Raw genomic sequence first — 22,942 nt, forward strand, 5'->3', positions numbered from 1 at the left:
TCCAGCGATAGGCCGCCAGACCCTTTCAGCCCAGTAGCAGGCGGATCGCCCGCTCGATCCGCTGCGCGGCCTGGGCCTCTAATTCCCGAGGATCGTCACCCAGCAGCGCCCGCAACTGATGCGGCGCGAAGACCAGATCGATGAACCCCTCGAGCAGGCGCGCGACGTTATCCGGCTGGTCTGGGCCCGCCTCGATGGCCTGCCGCACCCGCAGGCGCCCTGCCTCCCAACCAATCCGGGTCGCCTCGGCTGCCACCGCTGGAAAGCGATCGGCCGTGGCAATCACCAGTCGCATCATCGCCAGCGTCTCCGGCCGTGAAGCGTGCTCCAGCATGTCCTGCCCGGCCAGTCGCAGGCGCTCCGCGAGCGGCAAGCCGGAGGGCAAGGGCTCGATCTGCGGCAGGGTTCCCGAATGACGGCGGATCACCGCTTCGAACAGCTGATCCTTGTTGGCAAAGCGTGCATAGAGGCTGGCCTTGCCCGCTCCGGCCTGTCGCGCCACCGCCTCGCAGGAGGTCCCGGCAAAGCCCTGGGTGAGGAAGAGTTCGAAGGCAGCGTCCAGCAGGCGGCGATCGACATCGCCCGCTTCTTCGCGGCGCGGCCGTCCGCCGCGGGGTTTGGTTATCTCGTTCATGGGCGAACCTTAGGCGGATTGACAGAGGCTGTAAACTGAACGATAACGTTCAGTTATCTGAATTCGCTTTTCCGTCTCGAGGCCAGTCATGACAGCGTCCATCCAGCCTTTTCCCATCGACGTCCCGCAAAGCCAGCTCGACGAGCTGGTGGCACGACTCAGACTCACGCGCTGGCCTGATCGCGAGACGGTCCACGACGGCAGCCAGGGGCCGCAGCTTGCGCGCCTGCAAGCGCTGGTGGAGCGCTGGCGCGGCGAATACGACTGGCGGGCAGCCGAGGCCCTGCTGAACGGCTGGGGCAGCAGCCGCACCGAGATCGATGGCCTCGGCATCCACTTCCTGCATGTGCGCTCCGCCGAACCGGCGGCCACGCCACTGCTGCTCACCCATGGCTGGCCGGGCTCGGTGCTGGAGTTTCGCGAGGTGATAGGTCCGCTCACCGACCCGGTAGCCTATGGTGGAAAGTCCGCTGACGCCTTTCACCTGGTCATTCCCGCATTGCCCGGTTTCGGCTTCTCGGACCAGCCGAGCGAACCCGGCTGGGGAGTGGGCAGCACTGCCCAGGCCTGGATCGAACTCATGCGCCGACTCGGCTATGGCGATCACTGGCTGGCCCAGGGCGGCGACTGGGGCGCCGCGGTGACCACGGCCCTGGCCCATATGCGCCCGACTGGCCTGGCCGGCGTGCACCTGAACATGGTGATGTTCCAGCCCACCGCGCAGGAGGTGGCCGAGGCCACGCCGGCCGAGCAGAAGATGCTCACCGACGCCGCACGCTATGAACGCCAATACTCGGGCTACATGAAGCTGCATACGACCCGCCCGCAATCGGTGGCCTTCGCCCTGGCCGATTCGCCCGTAGGCCTGGCGGCCTGGATCTACGCCCTGTTCCAGGACGTCTCGGACAGCGCGGGCGAGCCCGAGCGCGTCCTGGCGCTGGATCATCTACTCGATGACATCATGCTCTACTGGCTGCCCAATGCCGGCGCCAGTTCGGCGCGCTTCTACTGGGAGGCCATGCGCGAGATGGCGAACGGCATGCCCAGCGCGCCGCTTCCCCTACCCGCGGGCGTCAGTATGTTCCCCGGCGAGCAGCTGCGGCTGTCCCGCCGCTGGGCCGAGCGGCGCTTCGCCGATTTGCGGTTCTTTGGCGAGGCCGATCACGGCGGACACTTCGCAGCGATGGAGAATCCGGAGCAATTCGTGGCGGATCTGCGGGAGACCTTTCGGATGCTGCGTTGAGGGCGCCCTACCCGAGGCAGCGCAGTAGCCGCCTGGATCAAAGGCCCCGGGCCGCTTGGTGAGCGCCTAGCTGATGGTAGGCCGGGGCCGCGCTTTAACACTTGTTTACAAGCGTTCAGGAAGTTTTACACGCGGCCCTTTACCGCTCGATACCCTTGACCCCCGGGCGATCATTCGCTGAATGCCGTTTTCGCGCAGAGGGTTACCAAGGTGAGGCACGTCCTGAAAAGCATCGGCGCTATCGCCATGATACTGGGCCTGGCGGCCGTGCTTCTGGGGTGGCTAATCGATCCTTCCCTTTCCCTGCAACGCGGCATCAAGTTCGCTTCGATAAAGCGCGAATTCCTGCAGACGGACCTCTTCCTCTGGGGCGCCCTGCTGTTCGCGGCAGGGTTCAATGGCTATGCGCTGCACAGCGATCGCTGAAACAGATCTTCGACGGCCGCCACGCGCCCTCATGACCAGGCGTAGCCAGGACCGCCGAGATTGCCTTTTCGCTCGCTTCACTGCAGGGTGATCCGCCCACGCTTACCGGGACGTATGCCTTGACCCCTACCCTCCACATCGCCGCTGCCATCCTCCTGAACGAACGCCGGCAGCTGCTGCTGGTGCGCAAGGGTGGCACCACCGCCTTCATGCAACCGGGCGGCAAGGTGGATCCGGGGGAGCAACCCTTGGAAGCCCTGATCCGCGAACTGCAGGAAGAGCTCGGTCTGGTCATCACCGCAGAGGCTGCGACCTTTCTCGGCAATTATCTGGCGCCCGCCGCCAACGAACCCGGGTTCAGGGTCGATTGCGCGCTGTATCAGGTCGCCCTGCGCGCGTGGGACCAGGCGGTGCCTGCCGCCGAGATCGAAGACGCGGTGTGGGTAGCCGTGGACGAACCCGGCGATCTGCCGCTGGCGCCCCTGACTCGCGACGTGATCCTTCCCCTGCTGAGGCGGCAACTGCTGACCTCTTAGCAAGGGGCCCTGCCCCCTCGGTCTCGGATGCAGCTGCCAGGCCGCTTGAAACTTCGGGTAGCCTGGCGCCGGCAAGCGTCAGACTCTGGGCAACGGCTGCCACCCCCCGGCCGTGCGCAGCTCGAGGCAGGCCGGCAGGCCATACAGACGCAGCAGGTGCAGCCAGCCGTTGCGCACCAGATCGCGCACGACGGCGTGGTTGGCGATCACCTGGTCGATCATCGCGCGCGGTGCCTCGATCACCACGTGCAGGCGTAGCGGCCGGTGCATCCATTGCTGGCCGTCGTGCAGCGACTGGCGCGCCAGACCGGTGCGCAGGTCGCCGCCGTTGCCTTCGAACACGCCGATATGGCCGCCCACCACGTTGTGCAGCAACTTGTTGCCGCTGCCGAAGCGCAGGTTGTCGGTGGTCGAGGTGAAGTACTGCAGGTTGATCCAGTGCGCCACCACCATGGGCGCCGTCATGATCAGCTCCAGCACCTTGCCCTCTTGGTCCTGCCGCCAGTCGTAGTCGTGCAGGAAGGCGCGGCCCTCCAGGTCCACCGCGCGGGTGCGCGCCCGCGGTGCGGCGATGAAGGCGGCATTGCCGGCGAGGCCCCATTCCGGCCGGGTCTGCGCCCAGTCACGGGCCCGCCGGCGCAGCTGGCCGAGCAATCTTTCCGGCTGCGGCGGCAGCGGCGCCAGGCCCAGTTTGCCCGCCCGCTGCCGCCGCACCTCGGCGCTGGCGCTGTCCAGTGCCAGCCGCAGGCGCTGCCAGCTGGGCTGGAGCTCTGCCGGAAGCGACTCGCACCCGAAGACCTGCACCTCATCCGTCGTGGTGTTGTGCAGCCCGGCCAGTACCTGGCAGTGCGGCGGCAGGTCGAGTCCGCGCACCCGCAGCCCGGCGCGCACCTGGGCATCGTTGAGCAGGCCGGCCAGCAGCCGCGCATTGATCTCGCCGCTCTGACCACAGCAGGCGCCGCAATCCAGACCCGCCGCCTGAGGGTTGTTGGCGCTCTGGCTGCCATGGCCGAGCAGCACCAGCAGGGGCGGCACCGGTCCGTTCAGGCCCATGGCCTTGAGGATCCGCCCGGCCAGCTCGACCCGCTGCAACTGTGACATCTCCGGTAGCTGTGGTTGCAGCTGTTGCCGCTCATGGCGGCGCCAGGCGCTGAGTTCGGGCGAAGACGCGCCACCGGCCAGGCCATAGGTCCGTCCCAACAGCGCCCCGGCATAGCCCAGCCCGACGCTTTCCACCAGGGTGAAGGTCGAGGCCGGCAGCCGCTCGAACAGCCGCCAGCGACCCAGCCGCGCCAGACGATCTTGACGCACCTGTGCCAATTGCCGATCCCGTATGGCATCGCCACTGCCCTCGCTGACCTGCAGTTGCGGCGCGAGCAGGCCCGGCAGTTGCGGGCGCGTGGCACCGGTACCCAGCGGGGTAAAGGCGATGGGCAGCCCGAAGAAGCCGGCGAAACCGCCGGTTTCCAAGGCCGGGCAGGTCTGCTCCAGGGCGCGCCTGAGGGGCTCGGAGCGGACGTCGATACAAAAGAACAGCTTGGCCAGTGGCACCGGGGGCAAGGCCGCCGGTACGCTGTGGCACAGCGCCTGCTGCAGGTGCTCCTGCCAGGCCAGCTCGTCGGCGCGCTGCCACAGCTGCAGGGCCTGCCAATTGGCCGAAGGCATCCGCTGCAAGCCCTCCTCCCAAGCCGCCCGCCAGCACTGCCAACGACTGTCGGCATCGCGCCGCCGATCATCCACCAGCCACTCCCAGGCCGCGCGAATGGCCAGCAACTCCAGCAGCGTGCGGTCGTCCTCTCCCTGTAGCCGGGCCTCCCAGCGCCGATAGGCGCACCAGGAGGCCCAGCCCAAGTTGCGCAGCAGCAGGCAGTCGAACCAGGCGGCCCAGTCTGATGCCGGCAGCCCCAGGCGGTCGACCGCCGCCTCCAGGGCCGCCTCGGGTAGTGCCGGCAATTCGGCGATCCGCTGGTGCAGCTCGCGACAACCGCTGAGTACGCTCAAGCCCCGGTCAGCCAGCAGGCTGGCGCGCCAGGTCTGATAGAGCCCGCCACCGTCTGACGGACGCCAATCCGCCTGTTCGTGATCGAACCAGGCCGCGCAACTCTGGCCGATCTGGTGGGTGATCAGCGCCGGCCAGCCCGGGAGCGGGATCCCTGGCTCGGCCAGATCTTCCAGCAGCGGCAACCCTTGCCCGACCTCGGCGGGAGCGTCCAACGCCTCCAGTAGCCAGGTCGGCTTGCCGGACGTCCCCTGCTCGGCCAGCGCCTGCTGTAGATGACGCTCGGCGATACGCCCCTCCCGCCAGGCCTGGCGATAGTCGCCCGCTTCCAGGGTCAGGCGGCTGCCTGCCCGTTGCCAGAGTTGCGCGGCCACGGCCTGCCAGGCCTGGTCGCGCCGCTCCCACAGCGGGTTCACAGCGATCATGCGATCCAGCGGCCAGGTCGGTGCGATGCGCGCACAGGCCTGCCGGGCGGCCTCATGCAGGGCCTGGTGCTCAAGGCTGGGAAGTGTTTCGAGGACGGTCATGCGCGGTCTCCAAGGGTTGCGTTCAGGGGCTGGGGCGCACGCGCCGGCCACAGGCGAAAGGTCAGGCGGGTGAAGTGCTCGTCCAGGTAGAAACCGGCAAAAGCCAGGGAATAGAGCCGTTGCGCCAGGGCGCCGTGCGGCCGGGCCAGCAGCAGGCCCTGCACCAGGTAAAGGCCGACCAGCATGGCCATGGCCACCACGGTCAGTGGCAGCGGCGCCGTGGCGAGGTGCTGGTCGAGCAGCCAGCCGGCCGCCTGATGCCACAGCAGGTAAGCGCCGAGCAGCAGGCCGAACATGAGCAGGCCATGGGCGGGCTGGTCGCGGCGCAGGCACCAGGGCGCCAGGCCGATCGCCAATAGCGTCAGAGCCACCAGGGGCAGCTCATGGCTGGGCAGCAGCCAGCCCCAAAGGCCTTGCAACAGGAGCAGCGCCAGCGCAGCTGCCAGTAGCGCCCGCAGCAGGCCGCCCAGTTCGAGCGTGGGTGCCGGCGGCTGCAGGGCATGCTGGCGGGCGTGGGCTACCGTCTCGCCGGCGGCGAGGAAGGCATGGGCCTTGTAGAGCGAGTGGGACAGCAGGTGCACCAGCGCCAGTTCGTACAGACCGAGCCCGCATTCCAGCAGCATCAGGCCCATCTGCGCGCAGGTCGACCAGGCCAGGCGGACCTTGATGCTGATCCGGGTCATCATCACCAGCGCGGCCAGGACCGCGGTCAGGCCGCCAATGAGCACCAGCAGGCTCTGCGCCGGCACCGCGGCGGAAAACAGCGGGGCGAAGCGCAGCAGCACGAAGCCGCCCAGGTTGACCACCCCGGCATGCAGCAGGGCCGAGACCGGCGTGGGCGCCTCCATCACCTGGATCAGCCAGCCATGCACCGGCAACTGCGCCGATTTGAGGATCACCGTCAGCGCCAGCAGCAGCGCCGCGCCCTGCCATTCCCAGCCGAGCGGTCCCCCCGCCTGCACCTGGGCGGTCACGGTGGTGAGGATCAGCGAAATCTGGCTGCTCCCGCCGGCCTGCACCAGCAGCAGGGTCGCCAGCAGCAGACTGATATCAGCCAGGCGGCTGGCGAGGAATTTCTTGTGGGCTGCGACGACCGCCTGGGGGCGTTCGCGGTAGAAGGTCAGCAATAGATGCAGGCACAGACTGGACAGGATCCAGGCACCTGCCACCAGCACGAGGTTGCCGCTGGTGACCACCGTGGCCACCGCCGCCAGGGTGCCCAGCAGCGCGAGCACATAGCGCCGCTGCCCGGCCTCCCCCTCCAGATAGCGCCGGGAATACTCGATGATCACCAGCGCCAGCAGGCTAACCAGTCCGGCCATCGCCAGACCCAGGCGGTCGGGGTGCCGGGTGTCGTGGAGCGCCTGCAGCCAGGCCGCCAGCACCAGGAAGACGCCCAGATAACCCGCGACCCGTGCGGGTAGCCAGAGTCGGCTGGGTGAAGCGAGGACGGTTGCGGGCAACAGCGCCAGGGCATAGACCCAGGGCAACAGGGGAGCCAGGGAAAACGGCAGGCTAGACATCGCGCACACTCCATGAACACCAGATACCGATAGTTTCAGGATGTGTACGAATTATTTAAAATAGATTGATCAGAACCTAACGTTCACTTTTGAAGAACGAAGCATGCGCCGCCTCAATTTTCACCACCTGCACTACTTCTGGGCCGTGGCCAAGGAAGGCAATCTCACCCGCGCCGCCGAGGCGCTGCATGTCTCCCAGTCCGCCCTCTCCACCCAGATCCGCGTGCTGGAGGATCAGCTCGGCCACCCCCTGTTCATCCGCTCCGGACGCAGCCTGCGGCTGACCGAAGCAGGGCAGCTAGTGCTGGACTACGCCGAGACCATCTTCGCCCTGGGCAGCGAGTTGCAGGACACCCTGCAGAACACCCAGGAAGCCAACCAGACGCTGCGCATCGGCTCCGTGGCGACCCTCTCGCGCAACTTCCAGGAGAACCTGCTGCGCCCCTTCCTCGGTCGTGAAGACCTGGTGCTGACCCTCGAGTCCGGCAGCGTGGACGAACTGCTGGAGCGCCTGGCGCTGCACAAGCTGGACGTGGTGCTGACCAACCAGGCGGTGAGCGCCGACAGCCAGCGCACCTGGCAATGCCGCCTGCTGCATCGCCAGCCGGTGTGCCTGATCGGCCCGCCGCGCCAGGACAGTCGCCCCTTCGATCTCCACCGCGACCTGCAACAGGCCCGCCTGATCGTGCCCGGTCGCAGCAGCGACGTGCGCAGCCAGTTCGACGTCTATTGCAGCGGCCAGGGGCTGACGCCCCGCATCTGCGCGGAGGTCGACGACATGGCCTTGCTGCGCCTGCTCGCCCGCGACTCCGGCGACATGGCCCTGCTGCCCGCCGTGGTGGTCCAGGACGAACTGCGCAGCGGCGCGCTGCAGCTCTACGCCGAGGTGCCCGAAATCGCCGAGCGCTTCTATGCGGTGACCCTGCAGCGGCAGTTCAGGCTGAGCATTCTGGAGGAGTTGCTGGGGCAGCCAGGGGTGCCGGATGCCGCCTCAGCGCCAGAGGCGCTTTGATCCCGGTTAACGAGATCGCCGAGCGGTGACATTCGCTCGGCGTCATATCGAGTGCCCCGCTACCTCACCACGCCATTGGCCTTGAACAGCCAATCGAAGGCCTGGCCAAGACTCGGCGATGCCGTGTCGATAGGCGCGTGTGCCAGCTGCGCGGATGTCCGAGCGAATACCTCCCTCACCCCAGGCAGCACCGCCACCGGTAGCTCGGCGGCCCGCAGTTGGCGTTCGGCCTCTTCCACTTCCTTGAGACGGCGCGGGGCATGCACGACATGCGTCCTAATGAGGGCGCCGAGAAAGTCTCTTAATGAGGCCTGGTCGATATCGCTCAGGGCGTCATGAAGCTTTTCCGTGACACCCTGCTTCTCGGCCGCCATGAAGCACTCGATGGTCAAGGCTTCCAGTCCCTTGGTGAACACGCTGCGCAGGATCTTCAGGGCGGCTGCATCGCCCGCGGCGCCGCCCTCGACGGGCTTGAGCGGTGCCCCGGCTTCGGCAAAGAGGACGACCGCACGCTCCAGGCCGATACCGGCGGCCAGCAGATTGGTTTTCGCGTGCGTCAAGGCGATGGCCCCCAGGATGGCCACGTCCACATAGGGAATGGAGCGCTCGGCCGCGATGGCCGCGGCTCGTCTGATCTGCTCCGGATCCGCGGTGGTCATGTCGATGAACAGCGCACCCGTCCGCATAAGGGCCAGGGCCTGCTCGGCGACTGGCAGCGAGACAGTGCCGAATACGCAGGAGACGACGACATCGCAATCGGCTACCCCATCCTCCATCGAGGTGACGAGAGCCACGTCATGCTCTTTCGCGAAGGCCTGGGCCCTGGGTGAAGGCTTGAGGTCACACAAGAGGATCTCGTGGCCTGCTGCCGCCCAGGGGTGCGCGTAGGTAAGGCCCACTTCGCCTGCGCCGATAATCGCTAGTTTCATTTGCTTGTTCCGTAATCAGTGGGCCGCGTAGGCGCCCCGGTAGGTTCCCGCGGCAATCTGCGCGAGCATTTCCGCTTCCTTGCGCTCGGTCGCCAGGCAACGGTCGAGCAGCTCCGCCGCCTGGGCCAGGGGAAAGGCGACGATGCCGTCATGGTCACCCACGACGAGGTCTCCTGGTGAAACGATCATGTCGCCAATGCTCACCGGCACGTTGATCTCCCCCGGACCGTTCTTGTAGGGGCCACGGTGATAGCCCCCGCGAGCGAAGATGGGGAAGCTGCCCTTGCTGATCGTCGCCAGGTCGCGAATCGCCCCATCGACGACGACGCCCGCGGCACCGCGCTTTTCCGCGATAGCCGCCATGATGTCGCCCATCAGGGCGCGACTCAGGTCGCCACCGCCATCGACCACCAGCACCTGGCCAGGGACGAGGAGCTCCAGCGCCTGGTGGATCGCCCGGTTGTCGCCGGCGGGTACTTTGACGGTGAGCGCAAGGCCGGCCATGGTGCCTTCGATCCGGTGGAAGGGCCGCAGCGGAGCGCCTGGAAGCCGGTCGAGACAGTCGCTGATGATCGAGGTGGAGGTGCGGGCAAAGGCTTCGACCAGCGAGGTCGGACTGGAAGCGTTGACGTTCATAAGGGCTCCTCTTGTTGGATAACGTCGAGGATAGGCCCGTGGCCAAATAGAAAAAGCGATATTAAGGTATGGCCATTCATGCCCTGGAGGAATGCCCGTGGTCACACTACGCCAGTTGCTGGCGCTGCACTGGATCGAACGTCTGGGTACCTTCGAAAGGGCCGCCGAGCATCTCAACACCACCCAGTCAGCCATCTCGAAACGGGTGCAGGAGCTGGAGTCCTCCACCGGCCTGCAGCTGTTCGATCGCTCGCAGCGGGGTGCCCGCTTCACCGCCGAGGGCGAGGAGCTGCTGGTCATTGCGCGCGAGATGCTCGATCTGAACGAGCGCATCACCTCGCTCAAGGACGGCAAGCACGTCACCACCCGCCGTCTGCGACTGGGCGTTACCGAACTTACCGCCTGGACCTGGCTACCGCGCCTGGTCACGCGTCTGGTCGCCGACTTCCCCGGGCTTACGGTGGAGCCGGAAGTCGACATGAGTCGCAATCTGCACGAGCGGCTGATGGACGATCTGGTCGACCTCATCGTGATACCGGACACCTTCACGGCGCCCGAGGTCACCAGCGTACCCCTCGCGACCGTGGAGAATGCCTGGATGGCCGCGCCGGGACTGGTCCGGAGTTCAGGCGTGGTGGGCCTGGCCGAGCTGGCCAAGTATCCCATGCTGATGCAGGGCAAGAAGTCAGGATCGGGCCTGTTCGTAAATCGCTGGCTGCATGCACGCGGAATAGAGCTGCCCAAGATCCTCTCCTCCGACAGCCTCACCGCCATGCTCGGTCTGGCTTCGGCGGGCCTGGGCGTCACCTACCTGCCACGCGAATGTTTCCGCCCGCTGGTGGACGAAGGCAAACTCGTCATCGTCGAGACCGATCCCGAGCTGCCACCGGTTCCCTACATGGCGATGTACCGCAATGATCGGCCCTCGACCTTCGTCGCCGAGATCGCCACGCTGGCGACGCAACTCTGCGACTTCACGAAACAGTTGCAGCGTTAGCCCGCTATCGCCAGACCGTCCTGCGGCTACCAGAGCGACAGCGCAGCAGACGGCCGTGATCCTGGACCAAGGTTCCGCCCCCTAGTCAGCAGAGGCCTCGACCGGCGCGGTAGCCGGTTCGGAAATGGTCAGCACGAAGGCCAGCGCAGCCAAGGAGCAGACGCCGAGGAAGATGAACACCGCCGTCCAGCTGTAGCTATCCAGCAGGAAGCCGGTGATCAGCGGCGCCATGGCGCCCCCCGCCTGGCCCGCGCTGTTGACCACGGATGCAGCCACCGGATAGGTCGTTCTGGTCGTCAGTCCCATCGAATAGACCGAGAACGACGAGTAGCCGATATTGAGCAGAAAGCCGGTACCGAACAGCAACAGGCTGACCGCGAGCAGCCCGTTGGGTGCGTAAACCAGAGCGACCATCATCACGCAGGTCGCTACGGCGCTGATCATCATGGTCGGTTTCCGACGGCGGTCCAGGATTCGATCCGACAGCCAGCCGCCGACGATATTGCCGAGCACCCCGCCAACAAAGGGCAAGGACGCCACGAAGCCGACCTGCATCAGTTCGAAGTGCTTTACCTCGCCCAGGTACTTGGGGAGCCAGGCCAGGAGCACGTTCACCACTCCGGTCATCAGCAGGTAGCCCAATCCACAGCCCCAGATGTTCCAGGACCTGAACACGGAGCGGGACGTATCCAGGAGGGGGGTGCGCTCATAGCGCAGCGCGCGGTCGAGCCTGCCGAAATCCCGGTGCTTACGGACCGACTCGCTGTGCGCGGTCGTCTGGTCTTCGATGTGTTCGGCTTCGGCGTCACTGACCTGCTTGCAGGCTCTCGGATCATTGGGGACGAGCCACCACCACAGCAAGGCGAGCAGCACGCCTGGCAGGGCGAAGGCGATGAACATGGTGCGCCAGCCATCGAGCAGAATCAGCGCTGCCCCCAATGGCGGTGCTATCACCGCGCCCATCTTGGCGGCGGACAGGAAGGCGCCGGTAGCCGTGCCCTTTTCCCGCGGCGGAAACCAGCGGTTGATGGTGCTCAACATCGACAGGGGCAAGGCAGCTTCTGCGACGCCCAGCGCCGAGCGATAGATCTTGAGCATACCGATGCTGTGGGAGGTGCCGATCAGCAGCGTCACGAGCGAAGTCAGGCCAATCGCCGCGGGGGCGACCACGCGCACGCTGACCTTACTCAGCAGAAAGCCCGCCGGTATCTGACCGAGCGAGTAGAACAGGAAGAAGGCACTGACCAGCAGACCCACCTCGGCATTGGTCGCGCCGAACTCCTTCTGGATATAGGGCAAGGCGATCCCGATATTGGCCCGATCGGCTGCGGCGAGCATGTACACGACCACGATGACCGCCAGTACCACCCAGCGATAGCGGGTCCTCGACCGCGTCTGTAACGCTGCCCGTTCCGCCACTGCCGGTGCCGGCTTTGAAGCCAGGGATTCGGTCATGAGTCCTCCGATTTTTATGTTTATTAAAGGTGACGGAGGTTTTACGACGGCCCATTAATGGAAAAAAGCGATAAAGAGGCACAGGCATTCATTCCCCTTAGGAATGAGCAGCGTCCACAGTTGGCGGGATAGCGATGCTTGAGCCCTTGGCAGCCAGCTTGCGGGTCGCGATCGCTGCACTCTATGGGCAGGAATAAGGGGCGGAAACACGGATAACTGTCGGTCAGCCGGCGGGGCTGTGAATCCTGCCCCGGTTGATGGGCTGGCCCAACCACCCAGCACCCCAGGCGTGCCCTCCTCCCCCTCGCCCGCTACAATGCGCGCCTTGCCGTGCCACGCCTGATCGAGAAGAAACGCCATGTCCCTGCCCAAGCACCATCTGGAATTGCTCAGCCCTGCCCGCGATGTCGGTATCGCTCGGGAGGCCATCCTGCATGGGGCCGATGCCGTCTACATCGGCGGGCCGAGCTTTGGTGCGCGGCACAATGCCTGCAACGAGGTCAGCGAGATCGCCGAGCTGGTGAAATTCGCCCGCCGCTACCATGCGCGGGTGTTCACCACGATCAACACCATCCTGCACGACGACGAGCTGGAGCCGGCGCGCACGCTGATCCACCAGCTGTACGACGCGGGCGTGGATGCGCTGATCGTGCAGGACCTGGGCGTGCTGGAACTGGACATCCCGCCGATCGAGTTGCATGCCAGCACCCAGACCGACATCCGCACCCTGGCGCGGGCCAAGTTTCTCGACCAGGCCGGCTTCTCCCAGCTGGTGCTGGCGCGCGAGCTGAATCTGCAGGAGATTTCGGCCATCGCCGCCGAGACCGACGCGGCCATCGAATTCTTCATCCATGGCGCCCTGTGCGTGGCCTTCTCCGGCCAGTGCAACATCTCCCACGCCCAGACCGGTCGCAGCGCCAACCGCGGCGACTGCTCCCAGGCCTGCCGCCTGCCCTACACCCTGAAGGATGACCAGGGTCGGGTGGTGGCCTTCGAGAAGCACCTGCTGTCGATGAAGGACAACAACCAGAGCGCCAACCTGCGCGCCCTGGTCGAGGCCGGCGTGCGCTCCTTCAAGATCGAGGGCCGCTACAAGGACATGGGCTACGTGAAGAACATCACCGCCTACTACCGCCAGCTGCTCGACGAGATCCTGGAAGACCGCACCGACCTGGCGCGCGCCTCCAGCGGTCGCACGGCGCACTTCTTCGTGCCCGATCCGGACAAGACCTTCCACCGCGGCAGCACCGACTATTTCGTCACCGACCGCAAGGTGGACATCGGCGCCTTCGACTCGCCGACCTTTACCGGTCTGCCAGTGGGTCAGGTGGAAAAGGTCGGCAAGCGCGACTTCATTGCCGTGACCGAGGAGCCGCTCTCCAACGGCGACGGCCTGAATGTGCTGGTCAAGCGCGAGGTGGTGGGCTTTCGCGCCAACGTCGCCGAGCTCAAGGGCGAATTCGAGGAGGACGGCCAGAAGCGCTATCGCTATCGCGTCGAACCCAACGAGATGCCCGAGGGGCTGTTCCGCCTGCGCCCGAATCATCCGCTGTCGCGCAACCTGGACCACAACTGGCAGCAGGCCCTGCTCAAGACCAGCGCCGAGCGCCGCATCGGCGTGCACTGGCAGGCCGAGCTGCGCGAGCAGCGGCTACAGCTGACCGTCACCAGTGAGGAAGGCGTCAGTGTTTCGGTTGCCCTGGACGGTCCCTTCGGTGCCGCCAACAAGCCGGAGCAGGCGCTGGATGGCCTGCGCGATCTGCTAACCCAGCTGGGCACCACCGAATACCACGCCCTGGATGTGACCCTGGATGCACCCCAGGCCTTCTTCGTGCCCAATTCGCAACTCAAGGCGCTGCGCCGCGAGGCCATCGAGCAGCTGACCGCTGCCCGCGTCGCCGCCCACCCGCGCGGCAGCCGCAAGGCCGAGAGCTGTCCCCCGCCGGTGTATCCCGAGTCGCACCTGTCGTTTCTCTACAACGTCTACAACCAGAAGGCCCGCGACTTCTATCATCGCCATGGCGTACAACTGATCGACGCGGCCTACGAGGCCCATGAAGAGCCTGGCGAGGTGCCGGTGATGATCACCAAGCACTGCCTGCGCTTCTCCTTCAACCTCTGTCCCAAGCAGGCCAAGGGCGTCACCGGCGTGCGCACCAAGGTCGCGCCGATGCAACTGGTCCACGGCGACGAGGTGCTGACCCTGAAATTCGACTGCAAGCCCTGCGAGATGCATGTGGTGGGCAAGATGAAGGGCCACATCCTCGACCTGCCGCTGCCCGGCAGCCAGGCCGCGGCCAAGGCGCTCGCCAGCATCAGCCCGGAAGACCTGCTCAAGACCATCCGCCACAAGCCGACTGGGTACAGTCACTGAGCCCTGAGGGGCTGACGTCGCTGCTGGCTAGCCAGCAGCGATCCGCCGGCTCGATTCGCTAGCGCTCGGCTGCCGCGGGTGTCTGCCGCGCCAGTCCGTTGTAGGCGTCGAGCATCCGCCCACACCAAGCCGTAATGGGGTCGTCCTGGGCCAGCAGGGGTTGTTTGCTGACGATCCGCGCCCACTGAAAGGCGCCAAAGACGATGTGATCGGCATAGGCCGGGGCTTCACCCGCCAGGTAATCCTGCAGTGCCAGGGTGCTGCGCAGGGGCTTCAGGACTTCGCGGAAGGCTTGCAACGAGGCCTCGCGCTGTCCAGCCAGGGCCTCCAGCGAGACGCCAAACGCCGCTTCGCGGGTCCGCTTGAAATAGTCCTTATCGGCTTCATCCAGCACCGCATGGACGTCGGGCAGGATCACCCGCGCCAGCGCCGGATGGACGCTGTCCGCGACCCATTGGTTGATGAAGCGCGTCGTGGCATTGAGCGAAGCATCGCCCAGCAGCGAGGGCCGCTCGGGGTATTGGCGATCCAGGTACTCGGCGATGGCCCAGCTGTCGCTCACCCACTGCTCGCCATCCACCAGCACCGGCACCTTGCCCTGCCCCGAAGCGGCGATGGCCTCCTTCTCGTGAAAGCGCCAGGCAATGGTCTCGACCGGCAGCCCCTTGTGCGCCAGCGCCAGGCGTATGCGCCAGCAATAGGGGCTGAAGCGGCAGCTGTCGTCGGCACCGGTCAGTTCGTACAGGCGTAGCGGAAGGCTCATCAGGATGTCTTCTCTTGGTTAACCAATGGGGATTCACGGGTGACGGTCGGGTCGCGCACAGCCACCGATCAGGTCTTCTGGGACAGCGGCAAACGGCTATAAGCACCCGACCGCTTGCGCTTTCTTTGGTCCGCCATGGCGAAGGTCGCTAGCCCGGCGACGCTCGGGGGAACCTGCTCACAGACCGAGCCCCCACCTCGCCTATCGGCTACAGTTCAGCCAACCCTTTGGCTGCCGCGAACGCCAGGCGCCGGAAAACCAGCGCGCGAGAAGGCGCGCAAAGCACCTCGAACCAGGAGTCGCACATGGAGCAGGACAACCCCGCGCAGGACTACCCCAGCTCGCTGGAGGCGCTGGAAAGCCTCTACGGCGAGGTCGCAGCACCCTCGATCCTCAAGGAGATCGATCACATCCACCCCGTTTACCAGCCCTTCATCGAAGCCGCGTCCTTCATGGTCCTGGCCTCCTCGGGGCCTCAGGGACTGGATGCCTCGCCGCGCGGCGATGCGCCGGGCTTCGTGCATGTCGAGGATGCCAGGACGCTCTACCTGCCGGACCGCCGGGGCAACAATCGCCTGGATACGCTGCGCAATGTCCTCCAGGATCCCCGGGTGGCGCTGCTGTTCCTGATCCCCGGTATCGGCGAAACCCTGCGCATCAACGGCACCGCCCGGATAGCGGTCGATCCGGCCTTGCTGGCCCGCTTCGAGGTCAAGGGTCAGCGCCCGCGGACCGTACTGGAAGTCACGGTCACCAGCGTCTACTTTCAGTGCAGCCGCGCGGTGATCCGGGCCGGCCTGTGGGATCCCTCCAGGCACCTGGCGCGCAGCGCGCTGCCCTCTCCCGGCACCATCCTCAAGCAGCTCTGCCCGACGCAGGTGGACGGCGACGCCTACGACCAGGCCTTGCCGCAGCGTATCGCCAGCACGCTCTACTAGGGCTGCCCGGCCCTGACTCCAGCCCCATAAAGGACTCGCAATGACCTTCACCGATATCCTCGTTCCCACCTATACGAATCTGCTCGGCGCCCTGTCGGCCTGGCTCGGCAAGGCCGAGACCCAACGGCCGGACGGTGCCGCCGAGGCCCTGCTGGTCGCCCGCCTGGCGCCCGACATGTTCCCGCTCGCCACCCAGATCCGCTTCGCCTGCGTCCAGGCCCAGGAAGGGATGTTGCGCCTGCACGACCAGGTCTTTCCGCCCGAACTGACGGACCTGCTCAACGAAGGCCGCAACGCCACCGAACAACCGGGCACCCTCGCCCAGGCACAGACCCGCATCCGCGAAACCCTGGACCAGGTACAGGCCATCGCCGGCGAAGGGTCGCCCATCAAGGAGGGCGCGCCGGTCGCTCACGAACTGCCCCAGGGACTGGTGTTCGACTTCACCGCCGAACAGTACGTCCGCGACTGGGCGCTGCCGCAGTTCTACTTTCACGTGATGACCGCCTACGCCATCCTCCGCGCCCAGGGCGTCGAGCTGGGCAAGGCCGACTACGTCGCCCATGTACTGCCCTTCCTGAGGCCCGGCGCGTCCTCCTAGTTGCCAGGCGGTCAGCGCCCGGAGCCACGTCTCCCGGATTCGAGAGGGGCTGCCAGAGCCCTGGTCGTCAGCCTTGGCGATCAGCTGACCGCCAGGTGTGGCCTGAGCTTCAGGGCCGCGTACTGCAGCAGCATGATGGTCTTGCCGTCACGAATGGTCCCGGCATCGATCATCGCCAGCGCCTCGTCCAGGTCGACCTCGAGCACGGCGATGTCCTCACCCTCCGCGACATTGCCACCCCCGGCCGACTTGCGATCGCCCGGCGCGTACTCGCCGACGAAGAAATGCAGCCGCTCGGTCACCGAGCCGGGGCTCATGAAGGCATCGAACACCTGCCGCACCTCCCGCACCTGAAAGCCCGTCTCCTCCTCGACCTCGGCACGGATGCGCACCTCGGGCTCGGCCGCGTCCAGCAGGCCGGCGGGCGCTTCGATCAGCAGGTCGTCGTGCCCGTTCACGAAGGCCGGATAACGCAGCTGGCGCGTCAGCACCACGGTGCGCCGCCGGGGATCATAGAGCAGGATGGTCGCGCCATTGCCGCGATCGTAGGTCTCTCGCGATTGCCGCTGCCAGGTGCCGTCACTGCGCAGGAAGGCGAAGGTGGTCTTCTTCAGGACGAACCAGTCGTCAGACAACACCTCGACCTCTTCGACACGAATACGCGGGGCGATGCTCATGGGCGATCCTCTGGGTTGGCGAACGGTGTTTACCGCTCTGGGGCTGCGCGTTAGAATTCGTGCAGTTTCGTGCAACGTCAAGAATTTTCGTGCAGGAGTCTCCGATGCTGACCCGTGAACGCAAGGCGCTTATCCAGCAGGTGCTGCGCCAGGAAGGCCGACTGGTGGCCAAGGCCTTCAGCCAGCAGCTGGGGGTATCGGAAGACACCATTCGCCGCGATCTGCGGGAACTGGCGGCGGAAGGTGTGCTGCAACGCGTGCATGGCGGCGCCTTGCCGGCGTCGGCTGCCGTCGCGGACTACGCCAGGCGTGAAGAGACGTCCACGGCCAGCAAGGTGGCGCTCGGCCAGGCGGGCATCCGCCTGATCCAACCGGGACAGATCGTCTTTATCGATGGCGGCACGACCAATGTCCAGCTCGTCCGCCACCTGCCCAAGGAGCTTGAGATCACCGTGGTAACCCATAGCCCGAACATCGCGGTGGAGCTGGTCGAGCATCCGCTGATCGAGGTCGAGCTCATGGGTGGCCGCCTGTTCAAGCATTCCATCGTGACCCTGGGCGCGGCCTGTGCGGAGGCCATCGCCCGGGTGCGGGTCGACAGCTACTTCATGGGCGTGACCGGGCTGCATCCCGAGACGGGCGCCACCACCGGCAATGCCGAGGAAGCCGCGATCAAGCGCATCATCAGCCGCCAGGCGGCGGAGACCTTTGTGCTGGCGACGCGGGAAAAACTCGGCGCGGCCTCTCCCTACGGCATCATCCCGCTGGCCGATGTCAGCACCCTGGTAACGGACGCGGCGCCTGACGACGAGACGCTCGGGGCGCTGCGTTCGGCGCTTTCCGTGATCCACGCCTGACGCTCCTACCGTCCTGGCACGCCCTTCGCCTGTTAAGCTGACCCGTAACGGCGTGTTTCGGCCCTTGAATGGACGAGGCCAAAGCCTGATGCCGCTTGCCAATCCCAGAGCCCCCTGCAAAAGAGTCCCGCGGATGACGCTTTCAACTGGAGTAAGACGCGCCGCGCTGGCGCTCCTCTGTCTGGCCGGTCCCTTGCCACTGGCCCAGGCTGCCCAGCCCACCGTGGCCGTGGCCGTCTACCGCGGCCCTGCGGGGTGCGACGACTGCTCCGAAACGGTCCGGACGGCCATCGAACGGCTGGACCCGCGCTATCGCGTTGACTTCGTCGGCCCGGCGGAACGCATCGATATCACGCCCGCCAACCTGCGCCGCTACAGCCTCTATGTACAGCCGGGCGGCGGCCAGGACATTCCCGCCGCCCTGGCCAGCCTTGGCAATGCGCGCAGCGCCGCGCTGCGTGACTACGTTGCCCAGGGCGGACGCTATCTGGGGCTGTGCATGGGCGCCTACCTAGCCGATGCCGGAAACCTCAGGCTCATACCCGACGATCTGGACTCGGAGGTGGGACGCCCCGGCTTTCCCGTGACCACCATCGACGACGCCGCGGTCGCCGTACGCTGGGCCGGTCGCGACGATAACGTCTTCTACCAGGACGGTCCCTATCTACCGCCCAGTCATGCGCCTGGCGTTCGGGTGCTGGCGACCTATGCCAACGGGGACATAGCCGCGGCCCGCTATCCCTTCGGCCGTGGCGTGGTGGCCCTGAGCGGACCGCATCCGGAGGCCGATGCGAGCTGGTTCGAACAGGCCGACATCCCACCGGCGAGCCGGCCTCGGACGTCGCTTTTCAAGAGCCTGGTGGACGAAACCCTGCGCTGAGGCCGTGCTCTGGCGGTGAGACGTGTTGGCGGGCAGACCATCCTGCCCCTTTTGCGCAGGCCGGCGCAATTGACGGTCAGAGTGGCGAGATCAGTTGGACTATGTAGCGCCCAGGGGATGGACGCGGGCGAACATGACCTTACCACTCTTGCTGTGCCTCCCACTAACTGCCGAAGGCTCAAACACCAACTTTTCCGGCCAGCGCCTAGATATAAAAAAAACAATGGAAACGTTGTAGCCATATCCATCAAAATAAAACTTCCAACTAAAACTTTGGCAGATAGACCAATCTGATTGAGAGAACTGCCCCAGGATTTAACTCGCTGCACCTACTCACAACTTTACTCGCTGAACCCACGCACAGTTGAACCATGATCCCGCCCACCTTCCGCGCTTCATCCGTACCGTTGCAGGATCCAAGACTCGTGGCTACGCAGAACGCCGCTGAGGCGCGATCCACCAAATGCGCGATTTGGACTGTCGAAACTGCCTTTCAACGCGCCGCCTACCGTCCGCTTCGCTTAGCCCTACGGGGTCGCGAGCGACTGTCGGCGCATTGCCCGAACACAACGCCCTGGAACTTCGCCACACGCCACCATTAGCGTGAAAACAATTATCGGAAGAATATTAACGCTAACTACAACAACTGTTTTTATTTATCGAAGTGGCGTTAGGCCACTATAAATTTAGTTGAACCCGATCCGAAAGCCTGCCTATTGACGTCACTATTCCGTCGTCAGTCCTGGCTAGTCGCGAACACTAGCCTTCCTAAGCAGGAGCTTTCAGATGTTCAAGAATTTCCGGATTGGCACCCGCCTCATCGTGTCCTTTATCGCCGTGGCGTCCATCAGCCTGGTCGTGGGGTTGGCAGGTCTGAGCAACAGCAGCCAGATCAACGATCTGGCAACTCAGCTCTATCAGAACGAGTTGCTCGGGCTGTCCTATATCAAGGAGGCCAATCTGAACCTGGTCTTTATCGGCCGCGCGCGCAGCAACTACCTGCTGGCAACTTCCGAAGAGGATCGCAATCGGGCCCAGGCGGAGGTCAAGCTGGGCCTGGCCAACGTGCGGGACAATCTCGCCAAGGCCCGCCCCCTGTTCAGCAGCGAGGCGTCGGCCGCCAATTTCCGGCAGATCGACGAGTTGCTCGGCAGCTACACCTCTCAACTGGACCAGGCCATGGCGATCGCGGGCAAGAGAACGCTGCGGGACACCGATCCCGAGCTGGACAACCAGCTGGTCAGTGTCCGCCGTTATGGCGACCAGGTGGGCGTGCTGATGACTGAGCTGTCCAAGCGCAAGGAGCAGAACGCCAGCGACGCCAACGACCTCACCGACCAGATCTATGCCCGCAGTCGGGTCATGCTGATCGGCATCATCGCGGGGGGCGTGGCCTTTGGCATCCTGCTGGGCTTCCTTATGAGCCGCAGCATCACCCGACCCCTGCGCGCCGCCGTCGAGATCGCCGATCGCCTGGCCGCTGGCGACCTCACCCAGCGCATCGACGCCGAGGGCCGTGACGAGACCGCCGCCCTGCTGCGCGCCATGGACGGTATGAACCAACGCCTGTCGCAGATCATCAGCGATGTCCGCAGTGCCTCCGATGGGCTGGCCAGTGCTTCGGAAGAGATCTCCGCCACCGCCCAGAGCATCAGCCAGGCCAGCACCGAGCAGGCCGCCTCCGTCGAGGAGACCAGTGCCAGCGTCGAGCAGATGTCGGCCTCCATCGCCCAGAACACCGAGAACGCCAAGGTCACCGATGGCATGGCCGGCAAGGCCAATCGCGAGGCCAACGAAGGCGGCCAGGCCGTCAGGGACACCCTGGTGGCGATGAAGACCATCGCGGCCAAGATCAGCATCATCGACGACATCGCCTACCAGACCAACCTGCTGGCCCTCAACGCCGCCATCGAGGCGGCCCGTGCCGGCGAGCATGGCAAGGGCTTCGCCGTGGTGGCGTCCGAGGTGCGCAAGCTGGCGGAGCGCAGCCAGGTCGCCGCCCAGGAGATCAGCAACGTCGCCCAGGGCAGCGTGGCCCTGGCCGAGCGCGCCGGCTCGCTGCTGGACGAGATGGTGCCCTCCATCAGCAAGACCTCCGACCTGGTGCAGGAGATCACTGCCGCTTCGGAAGAACAGACCTCCGGCGTCGAGCAGATCAACAGCGCCATGCTGCAGCTGAGCCAGGTCACCCAGCAGAACGCCTCGGCCTCCGAGGAACTGGCCGCCACCGCCGAAGAGATGAGCAGCCAGGCCGAATTGCTCCAGCAACTGATGGAGTTCTTCACCCTGAACAGCACCCTGACCGGCCAAGATCTGTCGCGCCCCGCTACCAAGCGCTCGGGACCGGGGCTGGCCAAGCGGGCGGCCGCTCTCGTCGACAACTCGCGGCACGCCAGCCAAGGCGGCATCCCCGTCGGCTATGCCCGTTTCGAAGAGCCGGCCTGAGACCGGTCCGGCAACATGGTCCCCTTCGGCAGAGGTGCTCACCCCAGAGTGAGCACCTCTGCCTGCAAGACACCGGATGGACGCTGGTCAGGATCCCTGGCCAGGCTGTCTGCTGGAAAGCCTCAGCGGCCCACGCCGAGAAAGGCTTTGAGCTCGAGCACGATAGCCGTGACCTCTTCCTTATCGGTGAAGCCGATCCGCGGCCAGTCATAGCGACTGTCACGCTCGGTGGGGTGGCCGCTGGCGACTTTCAACTGCCTGAAGAAGTGTCGGGTTTCGACGACCCCTCGGCCTGCGCGCCTGGCATGGGATTCGATCTCGAAGGCGATCTCGCCCAGATTGCCCTCGGCCAGACCCGCCACGGGCCGATACAGGAATATCTGACCTCGCTCGGCCTTCACGCATCTGAAACCATGCCCGCTTTCCATCTCGTACAAGGCGCCATAGATGTCAGTCAGCAATCTTCTGGCCGTCTCGAACACATAGGTATTCATCTCTTCCGCCCCCAGTTTTCGGCACGAGATCACCGCAACAACTGCTTGAGCGCAGATGAATAGGAAACCCTAGCAGCCGCCCAGGAATTAACTCCTGCCGGAAACATCCCTTCACAGTTGCGGGATAGCGCTGAAGAGCAATGCCAGTTCGCCTTGGCCCTGATTACGGGATTCTCAGCGTCTCCTGAGCAAGGGAGCGGCTTTTCGAAAGACGCGTCGATGTGCTGCAGCAGCTCCAGGATCCGGCGCCAATACTCGACGGGTAGCGGCAGGTATTAATGACGAAACAGCACGGCGGAAGATCATCTCGGCGGGCCATCTGGCAGGCCCGCGCCGGCAGCAAGGGCCAGAACTAGCCCTTGAAACCCTTGCCCACCAGATAGACCTCGCGCGAGCGGGGACGCGAGGCTTCGGGCTTGCGGATCGACACCTTCTCGAAGGAGGTGCGTACGTCTTTCAGGAAGACATCGGAGCCTTCGCCCTGGAACACCTTGACCACGTAGTTGCCACCGGGCTTGAGCACCTGGCGCACCATGTCGAGGGTCAGTTCCACCAGGTACATGGCGGCGGCCTGGTCGGCGGCCGCGACCCCGCTGATGTTGGGCGCGATGTCGGAGACGATCAGATCGGGCTGGCGGCCATCGAGCACGCCGAGGATCTTCTGGAAGACGGCATCGTCGGTGAAGTCGCCCTGGACGAAGTCGACGTTGTCGAGGGCTCCCATCGGCAGGATGTCGGTGGCCACCACGCGGCCCTTGTCGCCAACGATGCCGCCGGCCACCTGCGACCAGCCGCCGGGCGCGGAGCCCAGGTCCATGACCAGCATGCCGGGACGGATCAGCTTGTCCTTCTCGTTGAGCTCGATCAGCTTGTAGCTGGAGCGCGAGCGCAGGCCGTCTTTCTGAGCGCGTTTGACGTAGGGATCGTTGACGTGTTCATCCAGCCAGCGACGGCTGCTTTTGGATCTTTTCATGTTGGAGCTACCACGGGAAAGCG

Annotated in this window: 21 protein-coding genes; 11 read left to right on the forward strand and 10 right to left on the reverse strand. The window is 65.5% G+C overall.

Annotation, left to right across the window (positions count from 1 at the left end):
- Positions 1–25: 25 nt before the first annotated feature.
- Positions 26–634 (reverse strand): TetR/AcrR family transcriptional regulator, encoded by a 609-nt coding sequence (locus tag PSK12I2_RS0119485; protein ID WP_027599704.1) that lies wholly within the window; start codon positions 632–634, stop codon positions 26–28.
- 88 nt (positions 635–722) lie between these two features.
- On the opposite strand from PSK12I2_RS0119485, the gene PSK12I2_RS0119490 reads away from it, so the two are divergent.
- The 3 genes from PSK12I2_RS0119490 to PSK12I2_RS0119500 all read left to right on the forward strand — a co-directional run bounded on the left by PSK12I2_RS0119490 (position 723) and on the right by PSK12I2_RS0119500 (position 2,839).
- Positions 723–1,877, forward strand: a complete 1,155-nt coding sequence (locus tag PSK12I2_RS0119490; RefSeq protein WP_027599705.1) for an epoxide hydrolase family protein — start codon at positions 723–725, stop codon at positions 1,875–1,877.
- A gap of 210 nt (positions 1,878–2,087) precedes the next feature.
- A complete protein-coding gene (locus tag PSK12I2_RS0119495) occupies positions 2,088–2,303 on the forward strand; it encodes a hypothetical protein (protein WP_027599706.1) in 216 nt (71 codons plus the stop codon).
- Between the two features lie 119 nt (positions 2,304–2,422).
- Positions 2,423–2,839 (forward strand): NUDIX domain-containing protein, encoded by a 417-nt coding sequence (locus PSK12I2_RS0119500; RefSeq protein ID WP_027599707.1) that lies wholly within the window; start codon positions 2,423–2,425, stop codon positions 2,837–2,839.
- Positions 2,840–2,917: 78 nt separating this feature from the next.
- On the opposite strand, the gene PSK12I2_RS0119505 is transcribed toward PSK12I2_RS0119500, so the two are convergent.
- Both PSK12I2_RS0119505 and PSK12I2_RS0119510 read right to left on the reverse strand, forming a co-directional pair.
- Positions 2,918–5,365, reverse strand: coding sequence for a YbcC family protein (locus tag PSK12I2_RS0119505; RefSeq protein ID WP_027599708.1), 2,448 nt, complete (start codon positions 5,363–5,365; stop codon positions 2,918–2,920).
- Positions 5,362–6,888 (reverse strand): NADH-quinone oxidoreductase subunit L, encoded by a 1,527-nt coding sequence (locus PSK12I2_RS0119510; RefSeq protein ID WP_027599709.1) that lies wholly within the window; start codon positions 6,886–6,888, stop codon positions 5,362–5,364. Before PSK12I2_RS0119510 ends, PSK12I2_RS0119505 begins: the two co-directional genes overlap by 4 nt.
- A gap of 103 nt (positions 6,889–6,991) precedes the next feature.
- Between PSK12I2_RS0119510 and PSK12I2_RS24175 the strand changes: the two genes are divergently transcribed.
- Positions 6,992–7,900 carry a LysR family transcriptional regulator gene (locus PSK12I2_RS24175; protein ID WP_037007863.1) on the forward strand — a complete coding sequence of 303 codons (909 nt, stop codon included), beginning with the start codon at positions 6,992–6,994 and terminating at the stop codon, positions 7,898–7,900.
- A gap of 59 nt (positions 7,901–7,959) precedes the next feature.
- Here PSK12I2_RS24175 and PSK12I2_RS0119520 read toward each other — a convergent pair whose 3' ends face one another.
- On the reverse strand, positions 7,960–8,829 hold the full coding sequence (locus PSK12I2_RS0119520; protein WP_027599710.1) for an NAD(P)-dependent oxidoreductase: 870 nt from the start codon (positions 8,827–8,829) through the stop codon (positions 7,960–7,962).
- A 15-nt stretch (positions 8,830–8,844) separates the two neighbouring features.
- Positions 8,845–9,465 carry an RraA family protein gene (locus PSK12I2_RS0119525; RefSeq protein WP_027599711.1) on the reverse strand — a complete coding sequence of 207 codons (621 nt, stop codon included), beginning with the start codon at positions 9,463–9,465 and terminating at the stop codon, positions 8,845–8,847.
- 97 nt (positions 9,466–9,562) lie between these two features.
- On the opposite strand from PSK12I2_RS0119525, the gene PSK12I2_RS0119530 reads away from it, so the two are divergent.
- A complete protein-coding gene (locus tag PSK12I2_RS0119530) occupies positions 9,563–10,462 on the forward strand; it encodes a LysR family transcriptional regulator (protein ID WP_027599712.1) in 900 nt (299 codons plus the stop codon).
- A gap of 81 nt (positions 10,463–10,543) precedes the next feature.
- On the opposite strand, the gene PSK12I2_RS0119535 is transcribed toward PSK12I2_RS0119530, so the two are convergent.
- Positions 10,544–11,917 (reverse strand): MFS transporter, encoded by a 1,374-nt coding sequence (locus tag PSK12I2_RS0119535; protein ID WP_144959075.1) that lies wholly within the window; start codon positions 11,915–11,917, stop codon positions 10,544–10,546.
- 358 nt (positions 11,918–12,275) lie between these two features.
- Here PSK12I2_RS0119535 and PSK12I2_RS0119540 point away from each other — a divergent pair, with 358 nt between their 5' ends.
- Positions 12,276–14,291: a U32 family peptidase gene (locus tag PSK12I2_RS0119540; protein WP_027599714.1), complete on the forward strand. Its 2,016-nt coding sequence runs from the start codon at positions 12,276–12,278 to the stop codon at positions 14,289–14,291.
- 58 nt (positions 14,292–14,349) lie between these two features.
- Here the strand turns inward: PSK12I2_RS0119540 and PSK12I2_RS0119545 are convergent, their stop codons facing one another.
- Positions 14,350–15,054, reverse strand: coding sequence for a glutathione S-transferase family protein (locus PSK12I2_RS0119545; protein ID WP_027599715.1), 705 nt, complete (start codon positions 15,052–15,054; stop codon positions 14,350–14,352).
- A gap of 305 nt (positions 15,055–15,359) precedes the next feature.
- On the opposite strand from PSK12I2_RS0119545, the gene PSK12I2_RS0119550 reads away from it, so the two are divergent.
- Together PSK12I2_RS0119550 and PSK12I2_RS0119555 are read left to right on the forward strand one after the other, a co-directional pair.
- Entirely contained in the window at positions 15,360–15,992 is a 633-nt protein-coding gene (locus PSK12I2_RS0119550; protein WP_027599716.1) for a pyridoxamine 5'-phosphate oxidase family protein, read from the forward strand.
- 40 nt (positions 15,993–16,032) lie between these two features.
- A complete protein-coding gene (locus tag PSK12I2_RS0119555; RefSeq protein WP_027599717.1) occupies positions 16,033–16,593 on the forward strand; it encodes a DUF1993 family protein in 561 nt (186 codons plus the stop codon).
- A gap of 80 nt (positions 16,594–16,673) precedes the next feature.
- Here PSK12I2_RS0119555 and PSK12I2_RS0119560 read toward each other — a convergent pair whose 3' ends face one another.
- Entirely contained in the window at positions 16,674–17,270 is a 597-nt protein-coding gene (locus tag PSK12I2_RS0119560) for an NUDIX domain-containing protein (RefSeq protein ID WP_027599718.1), read from the reverse strand.
- Positions 17,271–17,374: 104 nt separating this feature from the next.
- Between PSK12I2_RS0119560 and PSK12I2_RS0119565 the strand changes: the two genes are divergently transcribed.
- From PSK12I2_RS0119565 to PSK12I2_RS0119575, 3 genes are all read left to right on the forward strand, one after another.
- A complete protein-coding gene (locus PSK12I2_RS0119565) occupies positions 17,375–18,127 on the forward strand; it encodes a DeoR/GlpR family DNA-binding transcription regulator (protein WP_027599719.1) in 753 nt (250 codons plus the stop codon).
- Positions 18,128–18,260: 133 nt separating this feature from the next.
- On the forward strand, positions 18,261–19,007 hold the full coding sequence (locus tag PSK12I2_RS0119570; RefSeq protein ID WP_037007865.1) for a BPL-N domain-containing protein: 747 nt from the start codon (positions 18,261–18,263) through the stop codon (positions 19,005–19,007).
- Between the two features lie 786 nt (positions 19,008–19,793).
- A complete protein-coding gene (locus tag PSK12I2_RS0119575) occupies positions 19,794–21,452 on the forward strand; it encodes a methyl-accepting chemotaxis protein (protein WP_027599721.1) in 1,659 nt (552 codons plus the stop codon).
- 122 nt (positions 21,453–21,574) lie between these two features.
- Here PSK12I2_RS0119575 and PSK12I2_RS0119580 read toward each other — a convergent pair whose 3' ends face one another.
- Both PSK12I2_RS0119580 and rlmE read right to left on the reverse strand, forming a co-directional pair.
- Positions 21,575–21,946, reverse strand: a complete 372-nt coding sequence (locus PSK12I2_RS0119580; RefSeq protein ID WP_027599722.1) for a hypothetical protein — start codon at positions 21,944–21,946, stop codon at positions 21,575–21,577.
- 352 nt (positions 21,947–22,298) lie between these two features.
- Complete coding sequence (gene rlmE, locus PSK12I2_RS0119585; protein ID WP_007158737.1) at positions 22,299–22,919, reverse strand: 23S rRNA (uridine(2552)-2'-O)-methyltransferase RlmE; 621 nt, start codon at positions 22,917–22,919, stop codon at positions 22,299–22,301.
- Positions 22,920–22,942: the final 23 nt, after the last annotated feature.

This window comes from Pseudomonas sp. MOIL14HWK12:I2 (assembly GCF_000510745.1).
GTDB classification, from domain to species: Bacteria; Pseudomonadota; Gammaproteobacteria; order Pseudomonadales; family Pseudomonadaceae; genus Chryseomonas; species Chryseomonas oryzihabitans.